This is a genomic window from Hoylesella loescheii DSM 19665 = JCM 12249 = ATCC 15930 (genome assembly GCF_000378085.1).
In the GTDB taxonomy this organism is placed as follows: Bacteria; Bacteroidota; Bacteroidia; order Bacteroidales; family Bacteroidaceae; genus Prevotella; species Prevotella loescheii.
This window is the reverse complement of sequence record NZ_KB899213.1, coordinates 207350-223245: the sequence shown is the minus strand read 5'-3', so window position 1 is coordinate 223245 and position 15896 is coordinate 207350. Positions and strand designations below refer to the sequence as shown.

The window sequence follows — 15896 nt, the reverse complement described above, 5'->3', positions numbered from 1 at the left end:
AGTTAATTTATGGATACAAGCAATTATCTAGTTTTTATTTTTAAGATTGCAGGATCGTTGGCATTGCTCATCTATGGTATGAAGATTATGAGCGAGGCATTGCAGAAGATGGCTGGTCCGCAATTGCGACATGTGCTTGCAGCGATGACCACCAACCGCTTCACGGGCATGCTTACGGGAACACTGATTACCAGTGCCGTCCAGTCGTCTACCGCCACCACGGTGATGACCGTCTCGTTTGTCAACGCTGGTCTTCTAACCTTAGCTCAGGCCATATCGGTGATTATGGGTGCCAACATCGGCACCACGCTCACAGCCTGGATCATGTCGCTGGGTTTCTCGGTAGACCTCACAAGCTTTGTGTTCCCCGCGTTCATGGTGGGCATTATCCTTATTTACTCACGTCGACACCGCTATAAGGGCGACTTTCTCTTCGGTATCGCATTCCTCTTTTATAGTCTTGTTTTACTTAGCGATACAGGTAAGTCACTTGACTTACAGCATAACAAGGCCGTTATCGACTTCTTTGGCTCATTCGATGTAAATAGCTATTTCTCTATTCTTATTTTCTTGTGCATAGGCACAGTAATCACATTGATTGTGCAATCGTCGGCCGCGGTGATGGCTATCACCATCCTATTGTGTACCACCGGCGTGCTGCCTATCTACTTGGGCATTGCCCTAGTGATGGGCGAGAACATCGGAACAACGGGTACGGCTAACCTCGTTGCATTGGGTTCGAACGTTCAGGCACGTAGAACGGCTATGGCCCACTTGGTTTTCAACGTCTTTGGCGTGATTTGGGTGCTCATCGTTTTCTACCCCTTCGTTAACATGATTTGCCATCTAGTGGGCTACGACCCCAATGGCCCAACGCTGAGTGCAACGCAATTGGCCAAGACATTGCCCATTATATTAGCTACCTTCCACTCTTTTTTCAACCTCTTTAATACCGGAATACTTATCTGGTTCATACCGCAGATAGAGAAGATTGTATGTTGGATTATCAAGTCGGGTAAGAAAGACGAGGAAGAAGACTTCCGTTTGCGCTTCATTCAAGCTGGCATCATGAAGACACCCGAACTCTCGGTGCTCGAAGCACACAAAGAGATTGCGAGTTTTGCAGAACGCATTCAGCGTATGTTTGGTATGGTACGCGAGCTGATTGGCATACGCGACGACTCGAAGTTTGTGAAGCTTTACACGCGGATAGAGAAATATGAGACCATATCCGACAACATGGAGCAAGAGATTGCCAAGTATCTGAGCGCCGTGAGCGATGCTCACTTGAGCGACGAAACTAAGGCGAAGATACGCGACATGATGCGCGAGATAACCGAACTGGAAAGTATCGGCGACAGCTGTTATAACCTGGCACGAACCATTAGCCGACTGGTGAACTCGAAGGAAGACTTTACCGAGCAGCAATATGAACGCATTCACCAGATGTTTGAACTTACCGACGATAGTCTTTCGCAGATGAACGTTATCATACGTGGCCGTAAGGAGTATCTGGACGTTAACCGTTCGTTTAACATCGAAACAGAGATAAACAACTATCGCACACAGCTTCGCACCCAAAACATTTACGACATCAACAACCACGAGTACACCTACAACGTGGGTACGATGTATATGGACATCATCAACGAATGCGAAAAGCTGGCCGACTATGTGGTGAACGTGGTTGAGGCACGTATGGGCACACGCCGAGTTGAGGCATAAAGAAAAGGTGCTAAGGCTAGTTTAAGAGCAAAGATAGGGTTACTTGGAAGCCTTAAAAAGCTTAGGACAACCTAAGATGCTTAAGGCAACGCCCATGCTTAGGATAACAAGAGACCCTAAAACACCTGCCTCAATCAATTAGCCCAATCGTTATCCCCAAACCCTTAAACAAAGTTTCGCCCCTTTATCCCTTTGGGAACTCGCAAAGCTAAAAAGCCAATTGCGATACCCGAAACAGATAAAGGGGCGAATTTTTATAGTATGGTATGTGCTAAAGCGCTGTGAGTTACTTCACGATAAGCAAGTAATAGTTTTTCTTTCCACGCTGAACGAGCAGGTATTTGCCGTCGATAAGGTCGTCGGCAGTAACGGGGCGGTCGGCAGCGGCAAGCTTTTCCTTGTTGAGCGACACTCCCCCACCTTGCACCAGCTTACGCATTTCGCCCTTGCTGGGGAACACTGGCACGTCTTCGCGAGTGAAAAGGTCGATGGCGGGCTGGCCAAGCAAAGCCTTATCCAATTCGTAATGGGGCACGCCTTCAAACACGTCGAGCAGCGTTTGTTCGTCTAGCTTAAGCAGACTTTCCTTTGTGGCCTTGCCGAAAAGGATGTTGCTGGCCTCCATAGCTTGGTCGAGCGCAGCCTGCGAGTGTACCATGACCGTAACCTCTTCTGCCAATCGTTTTTGCAAAGGACGACGTCCGGGGTCTTCGTTTTGCTCGGCCACCAGTGCATCTATCGTTTCTTTATCTAGCGAAGTGAATATCTTGATATAGCGTTCAGCATCTGCATCGCTCACGTTCAGCCAGAATTGGTAGAACATGTAGGGCGAAGTGCGCTTGGCATCGAGCCAAATATTGCCGCTCTCGGTTTTGCCAAACTTGGTTCCGTCGGCCTTGGTGATAAGCGGACAGGTAAGTGCGTAGGCTTCGGTTTCTACGCCCAAGGTACGACGAATTAGCTCGGCGCCCGTCGTCATGTTACCCCACTGGTCGTTACCACCCAGTTGCAGCTTACAACCTTTGGTTTCATAGAGGTGCAAGAAATCGTAGCCCTGCAACAATTGGTAAGTAAACTCGGTGAAAGAAAGTCCGTCGCGAGCATCGCCATTTAGGCGCTTCTTCACGCTATCCTTAGCCATCATATAGTTAACGGTGATGTGTTTGCCCACCGTTCGTGCGAAATCGAGGAAGGTGAAGTCCTTCATCCAATCGTAATTGTTCACCATCTCGGCAGCGTTATCGCCCTTGGCTTCGAAGTCGAGGAACTTAGCCACCTGCGCCTTGATGCACTCTTGGTTGTGGTATAGCGTTTGTGCGTCGAGCAGATTGCGCTCCATGCTCTTGCCCGAGGGGTCGCCAATCATGCCCGTTGCGCCTCCTACGAGGATGATGGGCTTGTGACCGCACATCTGCAAGTGACGTAACATCATGATGCCGGCAAGGTGCCCGATGTGCAAAGAGTCGGCCGTGGGGTCGGTTCCCAGGTAAGCCGTCACCGTTTCTTTTTGCAACAGCTCTTCAGTTCCTGGCATTATTTGCGCCAACATGCCGCGCCATCTTAGTTCTTCTACAAAATTTTTCTTCATCGGGATATATATGGGATGTTTATTAGTTTATGAGTGGACGAGTTAACGAGTGCACAAGTTAACGAGCTGAAAAGCTTGTTAGTTGATAAGTTGACGAGTTTACAAGTTGATGAATTGACAAGCTAACCAATTGACAAGCAGAGTGATTGACCACTAGTAAGTGGTAAATTCGCAAGTCATATCACTCCCCTCTCCCCTTGGAGAGGGGCTGGGGGTGAGGCTTTCACGGCACGGGGTCGTACCCACTACCACCCCAGGGGTTGCATCTCAACAGACGCCACACGGCCAAGGCCAAGCCTTTGAACGGACCATGCTTTATGATGGCCTGACGAGCATACTCGGAACAGCTAGGCGTAAAACGGCACGAGGGGGGAGTATAGGGAGAGATGGCCAGCTGATAGAAGCGGATGGGCAGTAGCAAAAGCCACACCGCGATGCGCCGAAGCAAAGCTAAAAGGGAGCGAAGAACTTTCATAGGCTTTCTCCTATACGACGTAGCAGGTTTTGCATCTTGGCCTCTACCTCTGCCGAAGCATGGTGTTTGGGGTCGAGCCAAAGGAAACCCAGCGTTATTTGCATATCGTTTGGCAGCTTGGCGTAGAGCAATTGCTTGTTTTTGCGATAGGCTTCGCGCACCTGCCGCTTAACCCTATTACGGTCGATGGCGTGCTTAAACTTGCGTTTTGGTACGCTCACCATCATCTGCACAGGTGCTTTGGCCTGCTGTTCGGTGGCCGAAAAAGACTGCGTTAGATAAACCACCCGTAGCGGGAAAGCTGCTAGCGAACGACTTTGGGTGCCGCAAAAAAGCGCTTCGGTGAGCTTCTTCCCACAGGCGCGCTCTTGTTTTCTTAGCTTTTGTGAAACCGTTGCTGGCATTGTTGCAGGGATTTGAGGGTGGTTTGGCCGTAAGCCTGTACCTTAAAGGCGGGTTTTGGGTTTGCCAATAAGGTGGCGGAAACGGCCTGCTGGCATACGCCCCGTAAAGCGACCAGGCCTATACAGCAAGCCTTACTTTTGCTTGTCGAGGTAGGCTTTTAGCGCACCCGACATCGAAGGATATTCTTTCGAGGGGGCTTGGAAGTCTAATCGCAAGCCTTCATCGGTGATAGCCTTCGACGTTGCGGGGCCAAACGTACCGATACGAACGTCGCCTTGCTTGAAATCGGGGAAGTCTTTAACGAACGATTTCACACCCGTGGGACTCACGAAGATGAGCATATCGTAGTCGAAGTTCTTTATCTCGTCGGCTGTGAAGTCGTTGGTGATGGTGCGATACATCACGCATTCGGTATGGTTCAGTTTCTTCGAGTCGAGCAATTTGGCGATGTCATCGTTGTGGTTGTCGCTCATCGGCACGAGATATTTCTCTTGTTTGTGCTTGGCCATTGTGGGCAATAGGTCTTCCATCTTGCCCGTTGTACCAAAGAACACCTTGCGTTTGCGATATTGCACGTATTTTTGGATGTAGAGCGCAATGGTCTCGGTTACGCAAAAATACTTCAACGTCTCGGGAATGGTTACGCGCAGCTCTTTGGCCAGCTTGAAAAAGTGGTCGATGGCGTGGCGCGATGTAAACACGATAGCCGTGTAATTGGGAATACTTACCTTTTGTTGGCGAAACTCTTTGGACGTGATGCCTTCCACCTGAACAAAGGGGCGGAACACCAAATCAACGCCATACTCTCTCTCTATATCGAAGTAGGGCGACTTATCACTCGTCGGTTTGGGTTGAGATATTAAAATCTTTTTTACCATCTACTTACTTAAAAATTGATTTTCAAATAATTGGCAACTATTGTCAATACGCCCCAAAGGGCAAACAAAGGCACAATTTCGAGAGCGCAAAAGTACAAAAAAATCTGCAGAAACGGGCTTTTTTTGCGGAAAAAGATAAGGTAGGTCTTGTAAAACGATAGTATTTTGCTTGCCCCTAACACACTGATCACATATATTACGCTACTCTTTACACTTAGCTCGAAGTAGGTTTGCAACATCACTAATGGTAAAAGGAATACGCCTTGCGAAGATAAAAGGAAGAGAAAAGACTTAAGCCACTGTTTATTTTTTCGTTTGCCGAAGAACACCCAACCCACAAACCAGTGGGAAAAGGCCTTGAGTAGGAAGTAGGCGGCTACAAGACCGGTGAGGATTCCGATAACCACAAACTGCTCGGCGATGAATGTTTCGACACGCAGATGACGCAGGTAAAGGAAGAAAAGAATGGCGTAGAGCAGACTGGTTTGCAACGCGAGGAATAGCTGGAAGCGTATTTCGCCCGTTGTTTCGGCTATTTCGGATGTGCCCTCGTTGCGCACACGGAAGAAGTGCTTTACCTGCCTGAAGATAAAATCGCGCGATTGGGCAAAAGCAACACAACCCAAGATGAAGCAAGCCAACAACAGTGAGGTGAGCAAATTGTCGCTGGCAATGGTATAAGGCACGGGGTCGCCAGCCACGCCTGGTCTGCCTGCGGGTAGCTCGGGGTGGTAAAAATGACTCTTCGAGAAAAACGATTCGCGATAATACAGTGGCAAATTAACGATGCGCACATCCTTTCCCACGGTATGCCCAGGTAGGTGTAGCGTGTCGGGGCGATTGCTCCATTTGATGGGAGCAGGCTTAAAATGCGCCTGAATAGCCGAGTCTTGTTGCTCGGGTGTAGCGTCATAGGGCAGCCAACTAAGCACCTCCTTGGGCGTTAGCACCTTGGGTTTAGCCGCTTTTGCACTGTCGGCGAAGGCGGTATGGGCTGCCGTGGTGTCGGCAGGGGTTTTGTAATGATGTACTTTAACGGGATCTAGCACGCTTTGGAATGGGCTTGGTGGAGGGTGTTAGGGCTATGCCGAAAGCGGTTTTACCTTGCAACGGCCCTAGTGAGAGCCGGCTTTCGATGCACAACACAAAATGAAGAGAGGAACGAAAAGGGAGTGGCATGCCCCGAGAAGTGCTGCTACGATTGCACAGACACTGAATTCAGAGCATGCCGCTTATGGATTTAAAGGCCGAAAGCCTTCTTGATATCGTCTACGCGGTCGAGCTTTTCCCAAGTAAATAGCTCTACCTCCATCACCTTCTTTTCGTGATAACGACTGGTAAAGGTTTTCTTCACCACCTCGTTTTTACGACCCATGTGCCCGTAGGCAGCGGTTTCGGTGTAGATGGGTTGGCGCAGTTTGAGTGTGCGCTCGATGGCTTTGGGGCGCAGGTCGAACATCTGAGCCACCTTTTGGGCTATCTCGCCATCGGTCAGTTGCACCTTGCTACGTCCGTAAGTGTTCACGTAAATGTTAACAGGTTCGGCCACACCGATGGCGTAACTCACCTGAACCAGCATCTCGTCGGCCACACCAGCCGCCACCATATTTTTGGCAATGTGGCGTGCTGCGTATGCTGCAGAGCGGTCTACCTTGCTTGGGTCCTTTCCCGAGAATGCTCCACCGCCATGCGCGCCTTTACCTCCGTAGGTGTCTACGATGATTTTACGGCCTGTAAGACCTGTATCGCCGTGGGGTCCGCCAATAACGAACTTACCCGTGGGGTTAACGAAATACTTAATGTCGTCGTTGAAAAGGGCTAGCACCTTAGGGCTCTTTATCTGCGCTTTAACGCGTGGCATCAGCACGTTGAGCACGTCGGCCTTAATTCGAGCTAACATCTGGTCGTCGTCGGGACCAAAATCGTCGTGCTGGGTACTAACAACGATGGTGTCGATGCGCTGTGGCTGTCCGTCGTCGGCATACTCCACCGTCACCTGACTTTTGGAGTCGGGGCGCAAATAGGTCATTTCCTTACCCTCTTTGCGTATCTCGGCCAACGTGCTCATTAGCAAATGGGCCAAGTCTAGCGAGAGCGGCATGTAGTTTTCGGTTTCGTTTGTCGCGTAACCGAACATCATTCCCTGGTCGCCCGCACCTTGTTCGTCGGCCTCTTCGCGACTAACGCCACGGTTGATGTCCTCGCTTTGCTCGTGAATGGCAGTAAGCACGCCACACGAGTCGCCGTCGAACTGATACTCCGACTTGGTGTAGCCAATGCGCTTGATGGTGTTTCGGGCAATGGTTTGCAGGTCGATGTACGAGTTAGAACGCACCTCACCCATGATAACTACCTGTCCTGTGGTAACGAAAGTTTCGATTGCACAGTGTGCGTCGTCGTCGTAGGCCAAGAATTGGTCTACCAATGCGTCGGATATTTGGTCTGACACCTTGTCGGGATGACCTTCTGATACCGACTCGGAAGAAAAAAGATATGCCATAATGCTACTATTTTGTGTATCTATAAATATTGTGTATGCCCATACGCCATGCACCGCCCATATTTATTGTTATGGGCGAAACATAGCTTTTAGCGACTGCAAAGTTACGCAAAAATGTGCAACTGGCTCTAAACCATGCTGCAAAATAACGTGAAATGGGTATGCTGGCGTCAGACGGTATCGTTGTCGCGCATCACCTGAGAGTGAAAACGGTATGACTGAAAGCCCATGTAAAGCGCAAAAAACGTTATGGCAATGGGTGTGAAGGGAAACAAACCCGCAAAGCCGATCGTAATGTAAAGCATAAGCCCCGTTAAAGCGAGCAACATACTATCCTTGTAATGGCTTATCAATTCCATGTTACGCTCTGTTTGAGGTATGGCATGTTTGCGATGGTTCACCCTGTAAGACGTGAAGGAAACCTTGGTGAAGACCAAATAGGCGATAACCGCCGCCACAGGCACAACAAGGAGGAAGTAGGGCGGGGCATGCATTTCTAAGTCGAGAGGCAATACCCAATGCACGGTTACTGCATCCTTAGTTAGCACGGTGATGACGACAATGCCCACAGTGGCAGCCACAAAAAGCTGCGACAATTGTTTCTTAAAACTAGTCTTTTCCATGTTATTATGTCTTTATTATTCTCTTTCACGCACCCCCTACTCATTCCTTCAGCAGCCGTTCTTCTTCCAAATCGATGCGGTGAATGAAGTGTCGGATGGTCTCTTCGTCCACCCGCTCGTTCTCGTTATTCAATTTGTTGAGCCACAATCGCTGTTCGATAAGTATTTTGCGATAGGTTTTTCGCAACTCGGCATCATAGAGTGTAGCCGATCCTTCGGTCTCCAATTGCTCGTCCCAATGGTTCACAAGGTTGGCCAGCGTGGCCGAACGGGTAACGTCTTCACACTTATTGTTCTGCCGAAGAAAGTCGAGACTGGTCTGCGCCATGCCTATACGGATAATGCGTTCGGTTTCTTCATGGGGTAGATGGTCGTCGTAGTTAGGTAGCTTAACCAACTTCAACAACACGGGGAGCGTTAATCCTTGCAAGATAAGGGTAAGCGTTATCACCACGAAGGTGATATACAACACCAAACTTCTTTCTGGGAAGGGTGTCTGCGTACCTGGTATGTACAGCGGAATAGACAATGCCGCGGCCAGAGAAACAACTCCGCGCATGCCTGTCCATCCCAAAATAAAGGGTCCGGAAATACCTTGAGAGCGTGCATCGGCCACGGTTATGAACTTGCTCATAAAGCGCGTGATGAACACGGCACTAAAAGCAGCACCCATACGTATAACCACCAGCGCGGCAGTGATAAGCAAACCGTAGCCCGTTGCCACCCAAAGGTTAACGCCATCGTCATTCAGACCGGTCATTATCTCGGGCAAGTCGAGCCCGATAAGGAAAAAGGCCATGCCATTGAGCAAGAAAATAAGGAAGTCCCATACGTTTTCTGCACGCAACCTAGACGACGAACCGATGATAAGTATGCGTCGATAGCTGAAATAAAGTCCACCACTAACCACTGCCAACACGCCCGAAGCCTCAACGGTTTCAGCGCAAACGTACATCAGGTAAGGACTGATAACGGTGAATATGGTGTCGATATTCTCGTCCATAGGCAACCATTTGTGCAGTTTGATAAGCACATAAGATAGCAACACGCCCACACCTGCACCGCCAATGACCATCCAAACAAACGACGCTGCGGCTTGATGCACCACAAATTGGCCTGTACCGATGGCGATAAGTGCAAACTTAACGATGATAAGCGAGCTGGCATCGTTGAACAGACTCTCGCCTTCGAGAATGGCCGAAATACGTCGTGGCACCTTTACAAACTTCATAATGGCTGCCGCCGACACGGCATCGGGTGGCGATACGATACCACCCAACAAGAAGCCCAACGCCACAGAGAAGCCTGGAATGAAGGTGTTGGCGATGTAACCCACCACTAAGGCCGTGATAAAAACCACAATAAAGGCGAACGAACCAATGACTCGACGCCATCTCCACAACTCTTTCCACGAGTTGGATACAGCTGCATCGTAGAGAATTGGAGGCAAGAATACGAGAAATATCACATCGGGATTGATGCGCAAGCTGGGTATGCCGGGTATGAAACTCAACATAATGCCGCCCAATACGAGCATGATGGGGTAGGCCACCTTGATGCGCTGGCTAACCATGACCAGCAAACAAATGGCTACGATAAGTAGAATGGATACGATGAGTTGGTGTTCAATCATCTATTTAATGTGGTTGACGGGTTGACGAGTTGACAAGCTAACGAGTTGACGAGTAAACAAGTTAACGGGAAACAGGATAAAGGCGAAGCCATATCTTCGCCTTTTCGCCTTTTTATATTTTCACTCTCTCTATCTTTTTGGCTATCCATCCGTCTACCGAGAAGCGTCCCGGGCCTGTTAGGAACAGCAAAACGAACACCACGAGATAGACAAAAGCCAACTCGCCTTCGGCAATCGATCCACCATGAGCCATGAAAAAGGCCACGCACATGGTAAATATCATGGGCAACAAGACCAGTCTACTAGCTAGACCTATCACCAAAGCCAACGAGCAAGCCAACTCGCCAAAGATGGCTAAGGTGAGCGAAAGGCTGCTGCCCAGCCCTAGTGGGTCGGGGAAATGAGCCGACATCTGCTCGAATCCTTGCAGCTTTTGCCAGCCATGCATGGCCAACAAGAGGCCGAATACCACACGTGCCACTAGCAAATATAGGGCCGTTCTGCAACTTTGCTGCGCATTGGGCAGCAGTATTCTCAATACTTTTTCCATCTTTTTCCTAACTTTCCTGATTGGTAAACTGACTATTTCACAAGGCACTTTGCCAAATTGAAGCAGCCGGCAAAGCTGTCAATCAATCTACAAAGCATACCTCTCCCCTCTTTCTTTTGGAGAGGAAGTTGGAGGTGAGGCCGTTCACCACACCACCTTTTGCCCCAAATAATACTTATTCTCATCGTCGCGTGCCACGCCTCTGCCCATACATTCAAAGTTTCGAACATTGCAGTTGGGTATCTCTCGCCCACGATAGTAGGCGTTAAAGGCGTCTTTGGCATAACCATCGATAAGTACGCGGAACGAACCGTTTGACGCTCCCTTCACCTCCACGCCTTCAAAATAGATGCTAAACGCGTCTTTGGCATAACCAAAACTCAGCACTTGGAAACTGCTAGACGATGCGCCAATCTTCTTACCGAGGTAATACACGTCGAAATTGGTCTTCGAATAGCCGAAACCCAAACTGTTACCAGGCAACAACTCTTCGGGGAAACGCTCCCAGTCGGCACTCCCTCGCCTGTCGTAGTCGGGTGTGCGTTCGTCGGGGAACACGATTGTGGGCTGTTCTTCAACATCGCCCACCACACGAAACGTACGTGGATTGGCGCCGCGTATCACCTCGCCACGATAATAAACCACGTTGCGATCGCGGGCATAACCATGCCCCAAATACTCGAAAGTACGTGCATCGGCACCTGCCATCATGCGTCCTTCATAATAAACGGCGTTTCTATCCACCCCATAACCATAGCTCTTGCGCTTTGCGCCGAACTCATGTTGTGCCCGAATGGGCTGTGCAACCATCACCAATGCTAACAGCATGAGGGTTGCAACCATATTGGCTTGATTTAAAACTCTCTTCATATAGTCTTTATTTAGTATGTTTCTGTTCGTAACCATTGAAACGCCAGGCGTTCGCTTCCATTGTCGGTGTGTATCACGCCACAATATTCGAAGCCGTGCTTCCTAGTATTATGCAACATGGGGGCGTTGTCTCTGTGCGTGTCGATACGCAGGTTTGTTGCCCGCTCCTTGCAAAAGGCCATCACTTCGGCAAACACGCCGTGCTGGGTTTCGTCGGCCGCCATGCGATGTATCACGCAATAAGGCCTTTCGTTATCCAGCCATTCGCCTTGCCAGATGTGTGCGTATGTGCGGTCGGGACCTTGTGCCAGCACAAAGGTAGCCACCACTCGGCCTTCTTGCTCACCCACATAGCATTGCGCACGCCGCAGATCTTCTTCCACGGTGGTGTACGATGGATAGCCCCTTTCCCACTGTTGGGTGTTCCCTGTGGCTTCCATCCGCTGGCGACCGATGTCTAAAAGCCGCATCACGGCATCAAGGTCGGCCGGGGTTGCCAGTCGTATATGCATGCTGTTTACAAGTAAATGAATTTCCAAAACATGGGCGACAAAACCAACCTAAGCGTCTGCCGCACAACATAGACTTAGTGCAAAAGTAATGTTTTTTCTTTAAATAACCTTCAAAATGCCATTCTTCTTTGGCTATTTGCGTAAAAATGTATAGCTTTGTTCTAACTCAAAACAAAACAAAAATGAACAGACTGACATTAAAGATGGCCATAACCGCATTATGTGCGGTCGTGGCATGCTGCACTGGAAACAGCAAAAATCAAGAAAAGAAAGGACGTACAATGAACACGAAAGCAGAAATATATCTGGCAGGCGGATGCTTCTGGGGAACGGAACATTACCTGAAACAAATAGAAGGCGTAACAGAGACACAAACTGGATATGCCAACGGGCATGGGAAAAAACCCTCATACCAGGAGGTTTGCACCGATAAGACGGGCTTTGCCGAGGCTGTACGCGTGGCCTACGACCCCGAACGGCTACCGTTATCGATGCTGTTGCAACTTTATTTCAAGTCGATTAACCCCACGTCGCTAAACCGTCAGGGCAACGACATTGGTACGCAGTATCGCACGGGCATCTATTACACCAACGCCGACGACCTTCCCATCATCCAAGCAGAGATGGCTAAGGTGGCCAAACGCTATAACCGACCGCTGCAAGTGGAGGTGCTACCCTTGAGAAACTTCTACGATGCGGAGGATTATCACCAAGATTACCTGGACAAAAACCCTACGGGCTACTGCCATTTACCACAAGCCTTGTTCGACATGGCCAGCAAAGCCAACAAGAAAACAGGTGAAAAGAAAGTCTATGCTAAGCCTTCTGATGAAGAATTGAAAAGCAAACTAACGCCCTTGCAATACGAGGTGACGCAGAATGCAGCCACCGAGCGACCTTTCGAAAACGAATACGACCACGAGTTTCGTGAGGGAATATATGTGGATGTCACCACGGGTGAACCGCTTTTCCTTTCTACCGACAAGTTCGACTCGGGTTGCGGATGGCCCGCTTTTTCTAAACCCATCGACAACCGACTGCTGAACAACCTCGAAGATCGCTCGCATGGCATGACACGAATTGAGGTGCGCTCGGCCAAAGGCAATGCACATCTAGGTCACGTGTTTAACGATGGGCCAAAAGAAACGGGTGGATTGCGCTATTGCATCAACAGCGCATCCCTGCGTTTCGTGCCCAAAGACCAGATGGAAAAGCAGGGATATGGCAAGTATCTGCCGATGCTGGAAGAGAAATAAAGCCTCTTTTGGGCACCGTACAACTATCATCAACTTTGGTTAGCTGGGTTAGTTTTACTCGTTAAGTTGTTACTGCTTGAAGCTCTAGTAAACCTAGGATTTCTAAAATGCTTGAGACAGCGAGTAAAACTAGGCCAGCTAACTGTTTTATTATGCCACTTTAAAAGGCATAACCCACACTCACGTATGGATAGAAAAACGAGCGACGTAGCCCATATTCGTCGCCAAATACAAACGACGGACAAATACCCACACGGGCTATAACACCTTTGACCGGTTGAAAACGATAGCCTACGTCCACATAACAATAATAGCCATATTCCCAATCTTCAGACGTACCCCACGAGCTAGACGAACTCCAGAGGTTACCGTCATAGAACATTTCGTCCTTATCAAAAAGCGGTTTGAAGAAACCATGCATCATCCCTAAACCCAGTTCAAGAAAATGTCGCCCCTTACCAATCAGATAATTGCCTTCGACTAGAAGCGATGGGCCTTGATAGTCCTTGTCAGAAGAGATAAATGTTTCGCTTTCTCCACCCGCGTTAAACGACAACCCAAAGCGGTATCCCCAATGTTCGCTTGTTTTAAAACGCGAGTCGTAGCTCACGCCAATTATGCCCGATGCACCCAGGAACTCTGCAAACACGGCTTGGCGAGGCCTCTCTTGTGCCATTAACGTTGAAGAAAACAACGCTAAAATCATGATAAACAATGTACGCTTCATAATGATTAAGATTTTATTATGTACCATCCCTTGCCGCTTGACAAAGAGGAGTGACGGGGGAATGAAGCCACCTTACCGCCCTACTCCTTACCCGTGATGTCGTAAAACACCTTCTTATACCACGGCCGCGACAATATTCTATTAAGCTTATTCTTGTATGGCTTCACCATCTTTTGGTAAAACTCCTCAAAATAAGTGTCTTCGTTCTTTAATATATAAATTGAGGCTGCCTCTGTATATTGTTCCATCAAGGGTGTGTTGCGGGTAACGCTACCACCATGTATTCTGTACATCACCAACGGTTGATTTATGAAACACACCTTGGGATTTCGTTTAAATACCTCCAGCCACATCACCCAGTCTTCTTGCGCACGAAGAAACTCCTTGAAGGTGAGACCTGCCAATATCTCTCTTGTAAAACAAAAGCAATGGGCTGGCACGTTAAAGTCGATATCCCATTGCAACAACAGATTCTTATAGGTAAAATCGTACTTCGTAAGATCGCAAAAAGGCGGACGCGGTTCGCCATGGTGTTCTTCCGAAAAATTGGTGACAACGACATCACATTTCTCTCGCGAAAAGGCCTTTACACTCTCTTCCAATTTTGTGGGAAGCAAGATGTCGTCGCCGTCTAAGAACTGAATCAGGTCGCCTTCAACCTTACTCAGCCCTGCATTTCGTGCTCCACTAACCTTCTTGTTCTCTTGATAAAAGTATCTAAAGCGTGCATCTTTCTCCTGCCAACTTTTGGCAATCTGTGCCGAAGTGTCGGTAGAGCCATCGTCTATGATGATGCATTCCCAATCGCGATAAGTCTGTCTGGCCACGCTTCCTAAACTTTCGTTCAAAAAGGCCTCTTGATTGTAGCAGGTCACGATAACTGAAACTTTCATATTTTACTGTCTGTTGCCTGATATGGAGGTATGTCTAAGGCATACCTCAACCAGTTGGTGAAACTATACTTTTGTATTATCTCTTCGCGAAGTGGCGTGTTTGGCGTGGTGAGAAACTCGCTAAGGCCGTCGAAACACCCATTCTCAACCACAAAGATGTTCTCTGGGCGATAGAAGTCGTAACGCTTAACACTGGCATTATCGGTAATGAGTTTCTTACTATATTTAATCGCCTCGAACACCCTAAACGACAAACCGTCGTGTTCGCATGCCTTAATATCAATCAAAAGACCAGCTTTTTGCACGCTTTCCAAGTACTTCAGAAAGCTTGTTCCTCTTGTAGAGAAGGTGATGTGGGGTAGTTCGGGTGGCGTATTTCGTCTTCCCCAAAAGAGCCGGACATTAAAATCGAAGCCATATTTCTCCAATTCGTTTATCAGGTTCATGAGCGAATCTACGCGATTATCGAAATATACGCCAGCATACATCACTTCTTTGGCATTCACTTCTATCCCAGGAATGGGGAAATCAAAGTAAAAATTGGTACAAGAAAGCAAGTTGGGGAACTGCGCCTTATACTTTGGAACGTCGTTGGGGTCGAAAACAAAGAAACGCTCAAACAAGGGAATCACCTCAAAAACTTTGGGAAAACGGTCCAGGCCATCCCATTGATAGCCCACAACCTTACATGCAACCTCGTTTAGTCGCCTTATTGTGTCTATCCTTATTTTGTCAGGACGTATCACGATGGCATAATCCACGCTCTTTTCAGGCATATTCCTCACGGCCTTATCAATTGCTGCAGCGTAAAATGCAGCAACAAGTCGTTTCTTATACTTTTTATTTCCAAGTATCCGTTTCTGAACAAAGTTCAGCAACTTGACCTTAAACGTGCACTTGAATCTCGGCGCCAAGACCACAACTTGCCTAAAACCTACGTATTGAAGGTTTCTCTCTACAGCCATGTAGACATCAAAGTCGGGTGGCATAATGAGCATTATTTTCTTGTCGCGGTTCGTCATTAAAATCAAAACTTTAAATAGATTACGTCTTGGCTACCTAAAACGGAGGTTCTTCTGGCATGTTCGCGATAAATCGCCGGACAACCTCGAGCCTACGCTTTATGTGGTTAAGCGATTAACTTTTCCACACATCAACCTCCCAACATAGGCACAGACCTGTTGGGTAGTCAACTTGCCGTAAGCTGAAGGCATACCCTGCGCTCGTTCTCATAGACAAGAAAACCCGAAAAGAGAACAGA

16 protein-coding genes are annotated in these 15896 nt (G+C 48.4%); 2 read left to right on the top strand and 14 right to left on the bottom strand.

Features of this window, described 5'->3' with window-relative positions:
- The first annotated feature begins 9 nt into the window (after positions 1-9).
- Positions 10-1725: a Na/Pi cotransporter family protein gene (locus F453_RS0105855; RefSeq protein ID WP_018967185.1), complete on the top strand. Its 1716-nt coding sequence runs from the start codon at positions 10-12 to the stop codon at positions 1723-1725.
- A 286-nt stretch (positions 1726-2011) separates the two neighbouring features.
- Here the strand turns inward: F453_RS0105855 and tyrS are convergent, their stop codons facing one another.
- From tyrS to F453_RS0105800, 11 genes are all read right to left on the bottom strand, one after another.
- A complete protein-coding gene (gene tyrS, locus F453_RS0105850) occupies positions 2012-3313 on the bottom strand; it encodes a tyrosine--tRNA ligase (RefSeq protein ID WP_018967184.1) in 1302 nt (433 codons plus the stop codon).
- A 223-nt stretch (positions 3314-3536) separates the two neighbouring features.
- Positions 3537-3788: a membrane protein insertion efficiency factor YidD gene (gene yidD, locus F453_RS0105845; RefSeq protein ID WP_018967183.1), complete on the bottom strand. Its 252-nt coding sequence runs from the start codon at positions 3786-3788 to the stop codon at positions 3537-3539.
- The gene (locus tag F453_RS0105840; RefSeq protein ID WP_009236753.1) at positions 3785-4192 is read right to left on the bottom strand and encodes a ribonuclease P protein component; all 408 of its coding nucleotides are present in this window, start codon (positions 4190-4192) and stop codon (positions 3785-3787) included. The genes yidD and F453_RS0105840 overlap by 4 nt, the downstream gene beginning before the upstream one ends.
- Before the next feature lie 132 nt (positions 4193-4324).
- On the bottom strand, positions 4325-5071 hold the full coding sequence (locus tag F453_RS0105835; RefSeq protein WP_009236754.1) for a uroporphyrinogen-III synthase: 747 nt from the start codon (positions 5069-5071) through the stop codon (positions 4325-4327).
- A gap of 8 nt (positions 5072-5079) precedes the next feature.
- Positions 5080-6120, bottom strand: coding sequence for a DUF4271 domain-containing protein (locus F453_RS0105830; protein ID WP_018967182.1), 1041 nt, complete (start codon positions 6118-6120; stop codon positions 5080-5082).
- A 191-nt stretch (positions 6121-6311) separates the two neighbouring features.
- Positions 6312-7571 carry a methionine adenosyltransferase gene (metK, locus tag F453_RS0105825; RefSeq protein WP_018967181.1) on the bottom strand — a complete coding sequence of 420 codons (1260 nt, stop codon included), beginning with the start codon at positions 7569-7571 and terminating at the stop codon, positions 6312-6314.
- A 170-nt stretch (positions 7572-7741) separates the two neighbouring features.
- Positions 7742-8194 (bottom strand): hypothetical protein, encoded by a 453-nt coding sequence (locus tag F453_RS0105820; protein WP_018967180.1) that lies wholly within the window; start codon positions 8192-8194, stop codon positions 7742-7744.
- Positions 8195-8234: 40 nt separating this feature from the next.
- The gene (locus F453_RS0105815; RefSeq protein ID WP_026292481.1) at positions 8235-9827 is read right to left on the bottom strand and encodes a Na+/H+ antiporter; all 1593 of its coding nucleotides are present in this window, start codon (positions 9825-9827) and stop codon (positions 8235-8237) included.
- Positions 9828-9939: 112 nt separating this feature from the next.
- On the bottom strand, positions 9940-10377 hold the full coding sequence (locus tag F453_RS0105810; protein WP_018967178.1) for a DoxX family protein: 438 nt from the start codon (positions 10375-10377) through the stop codon (positions 9940-9942).
- Positions 10378-10521: 144 nt separating this feature from the next.
- On the bottom strand, positions 10522-11247 hold the full coding sequence (locus F453_RS0105805) for a DKNYY domain-containing protein (protein ID WP_044121746.1): 726 nt from the start codon (positions 11245-11247) through the stop codon (positions 10522-10524).
- 11 nt (positions 11248-11258) lie between these two features.
- Positions 11259-11759 (bottom strand): GNAT family N-acetyltransferase, encoded by a 501-nt coding sequence (locus F453_RS0105800; RefSeq protein WP_018967176.1) that lies wholly within the window; start codon positions 11757-11759, stop codon positions 11259-11261.
- Between the two features lie 182 nt (positions 11760-11941).
- Here F453_RS0105800 and msrB point away from each other — a divergent pair, with 182 nt between their 5' ends.
- A complete protein-coding gene (gene msrB / locus F453_RS0105795) occupies positions 11942-13015 on the top strand; it encodes a peptide-methionine (R)-S-oxide reductase MsrB (RefSeq protein WP_025789874.1) in 1074 nt (357 codons plus the stop codon).
- 160 nt (positions 13016-13175) lie between these two features.
- Here msrB and F453_RS0105790 read toward each other — a convergent pair whose 3' ends face one another.
- From F453_RS0105790 to F453_RS0105780, 3 genes are all read right to left on the bottom strand, one after another.
- Positions 13176-13742 carry a hypothetical protein gene (locus F453_RS0105790; protein WP_234398309.1) on the bottom strand — a complete coding sequence of 189 codons (567 nt, stop codon included), beginning with the start codon at positions 13740-13742 and terminating at the stop codon, positions 13176-13178.
- Positions 13743-13822: 80 nt separating this feature from the next.
- Positions 13823-14635, bottom strand: coding sequence for a glycosyltransferase family 2 protein (locus F453_RS0105785; RefSeq protein WP_018967173.1), 813 nt, complete (start codon positions 14633-14635; stop codon positions 13823-13825).
- On the bottom strand, positions 14632-15657 hold the full coding sequence (locus F453_RS0105780) for a WaaS/CpsH family glycosyltransferase (RefSeq protein ID WP_018967172.1): 1026 nt from the start codon (positions 15655-15657) through the stop codon (positions 14632-14634). The genes F453_RS0105785 and F453_RS0105780 overlap by 4 nt, the downstream gene beginning before the upstream one ends.
- Positions 15658-15896: the final 239 nt, after the last annotated feature.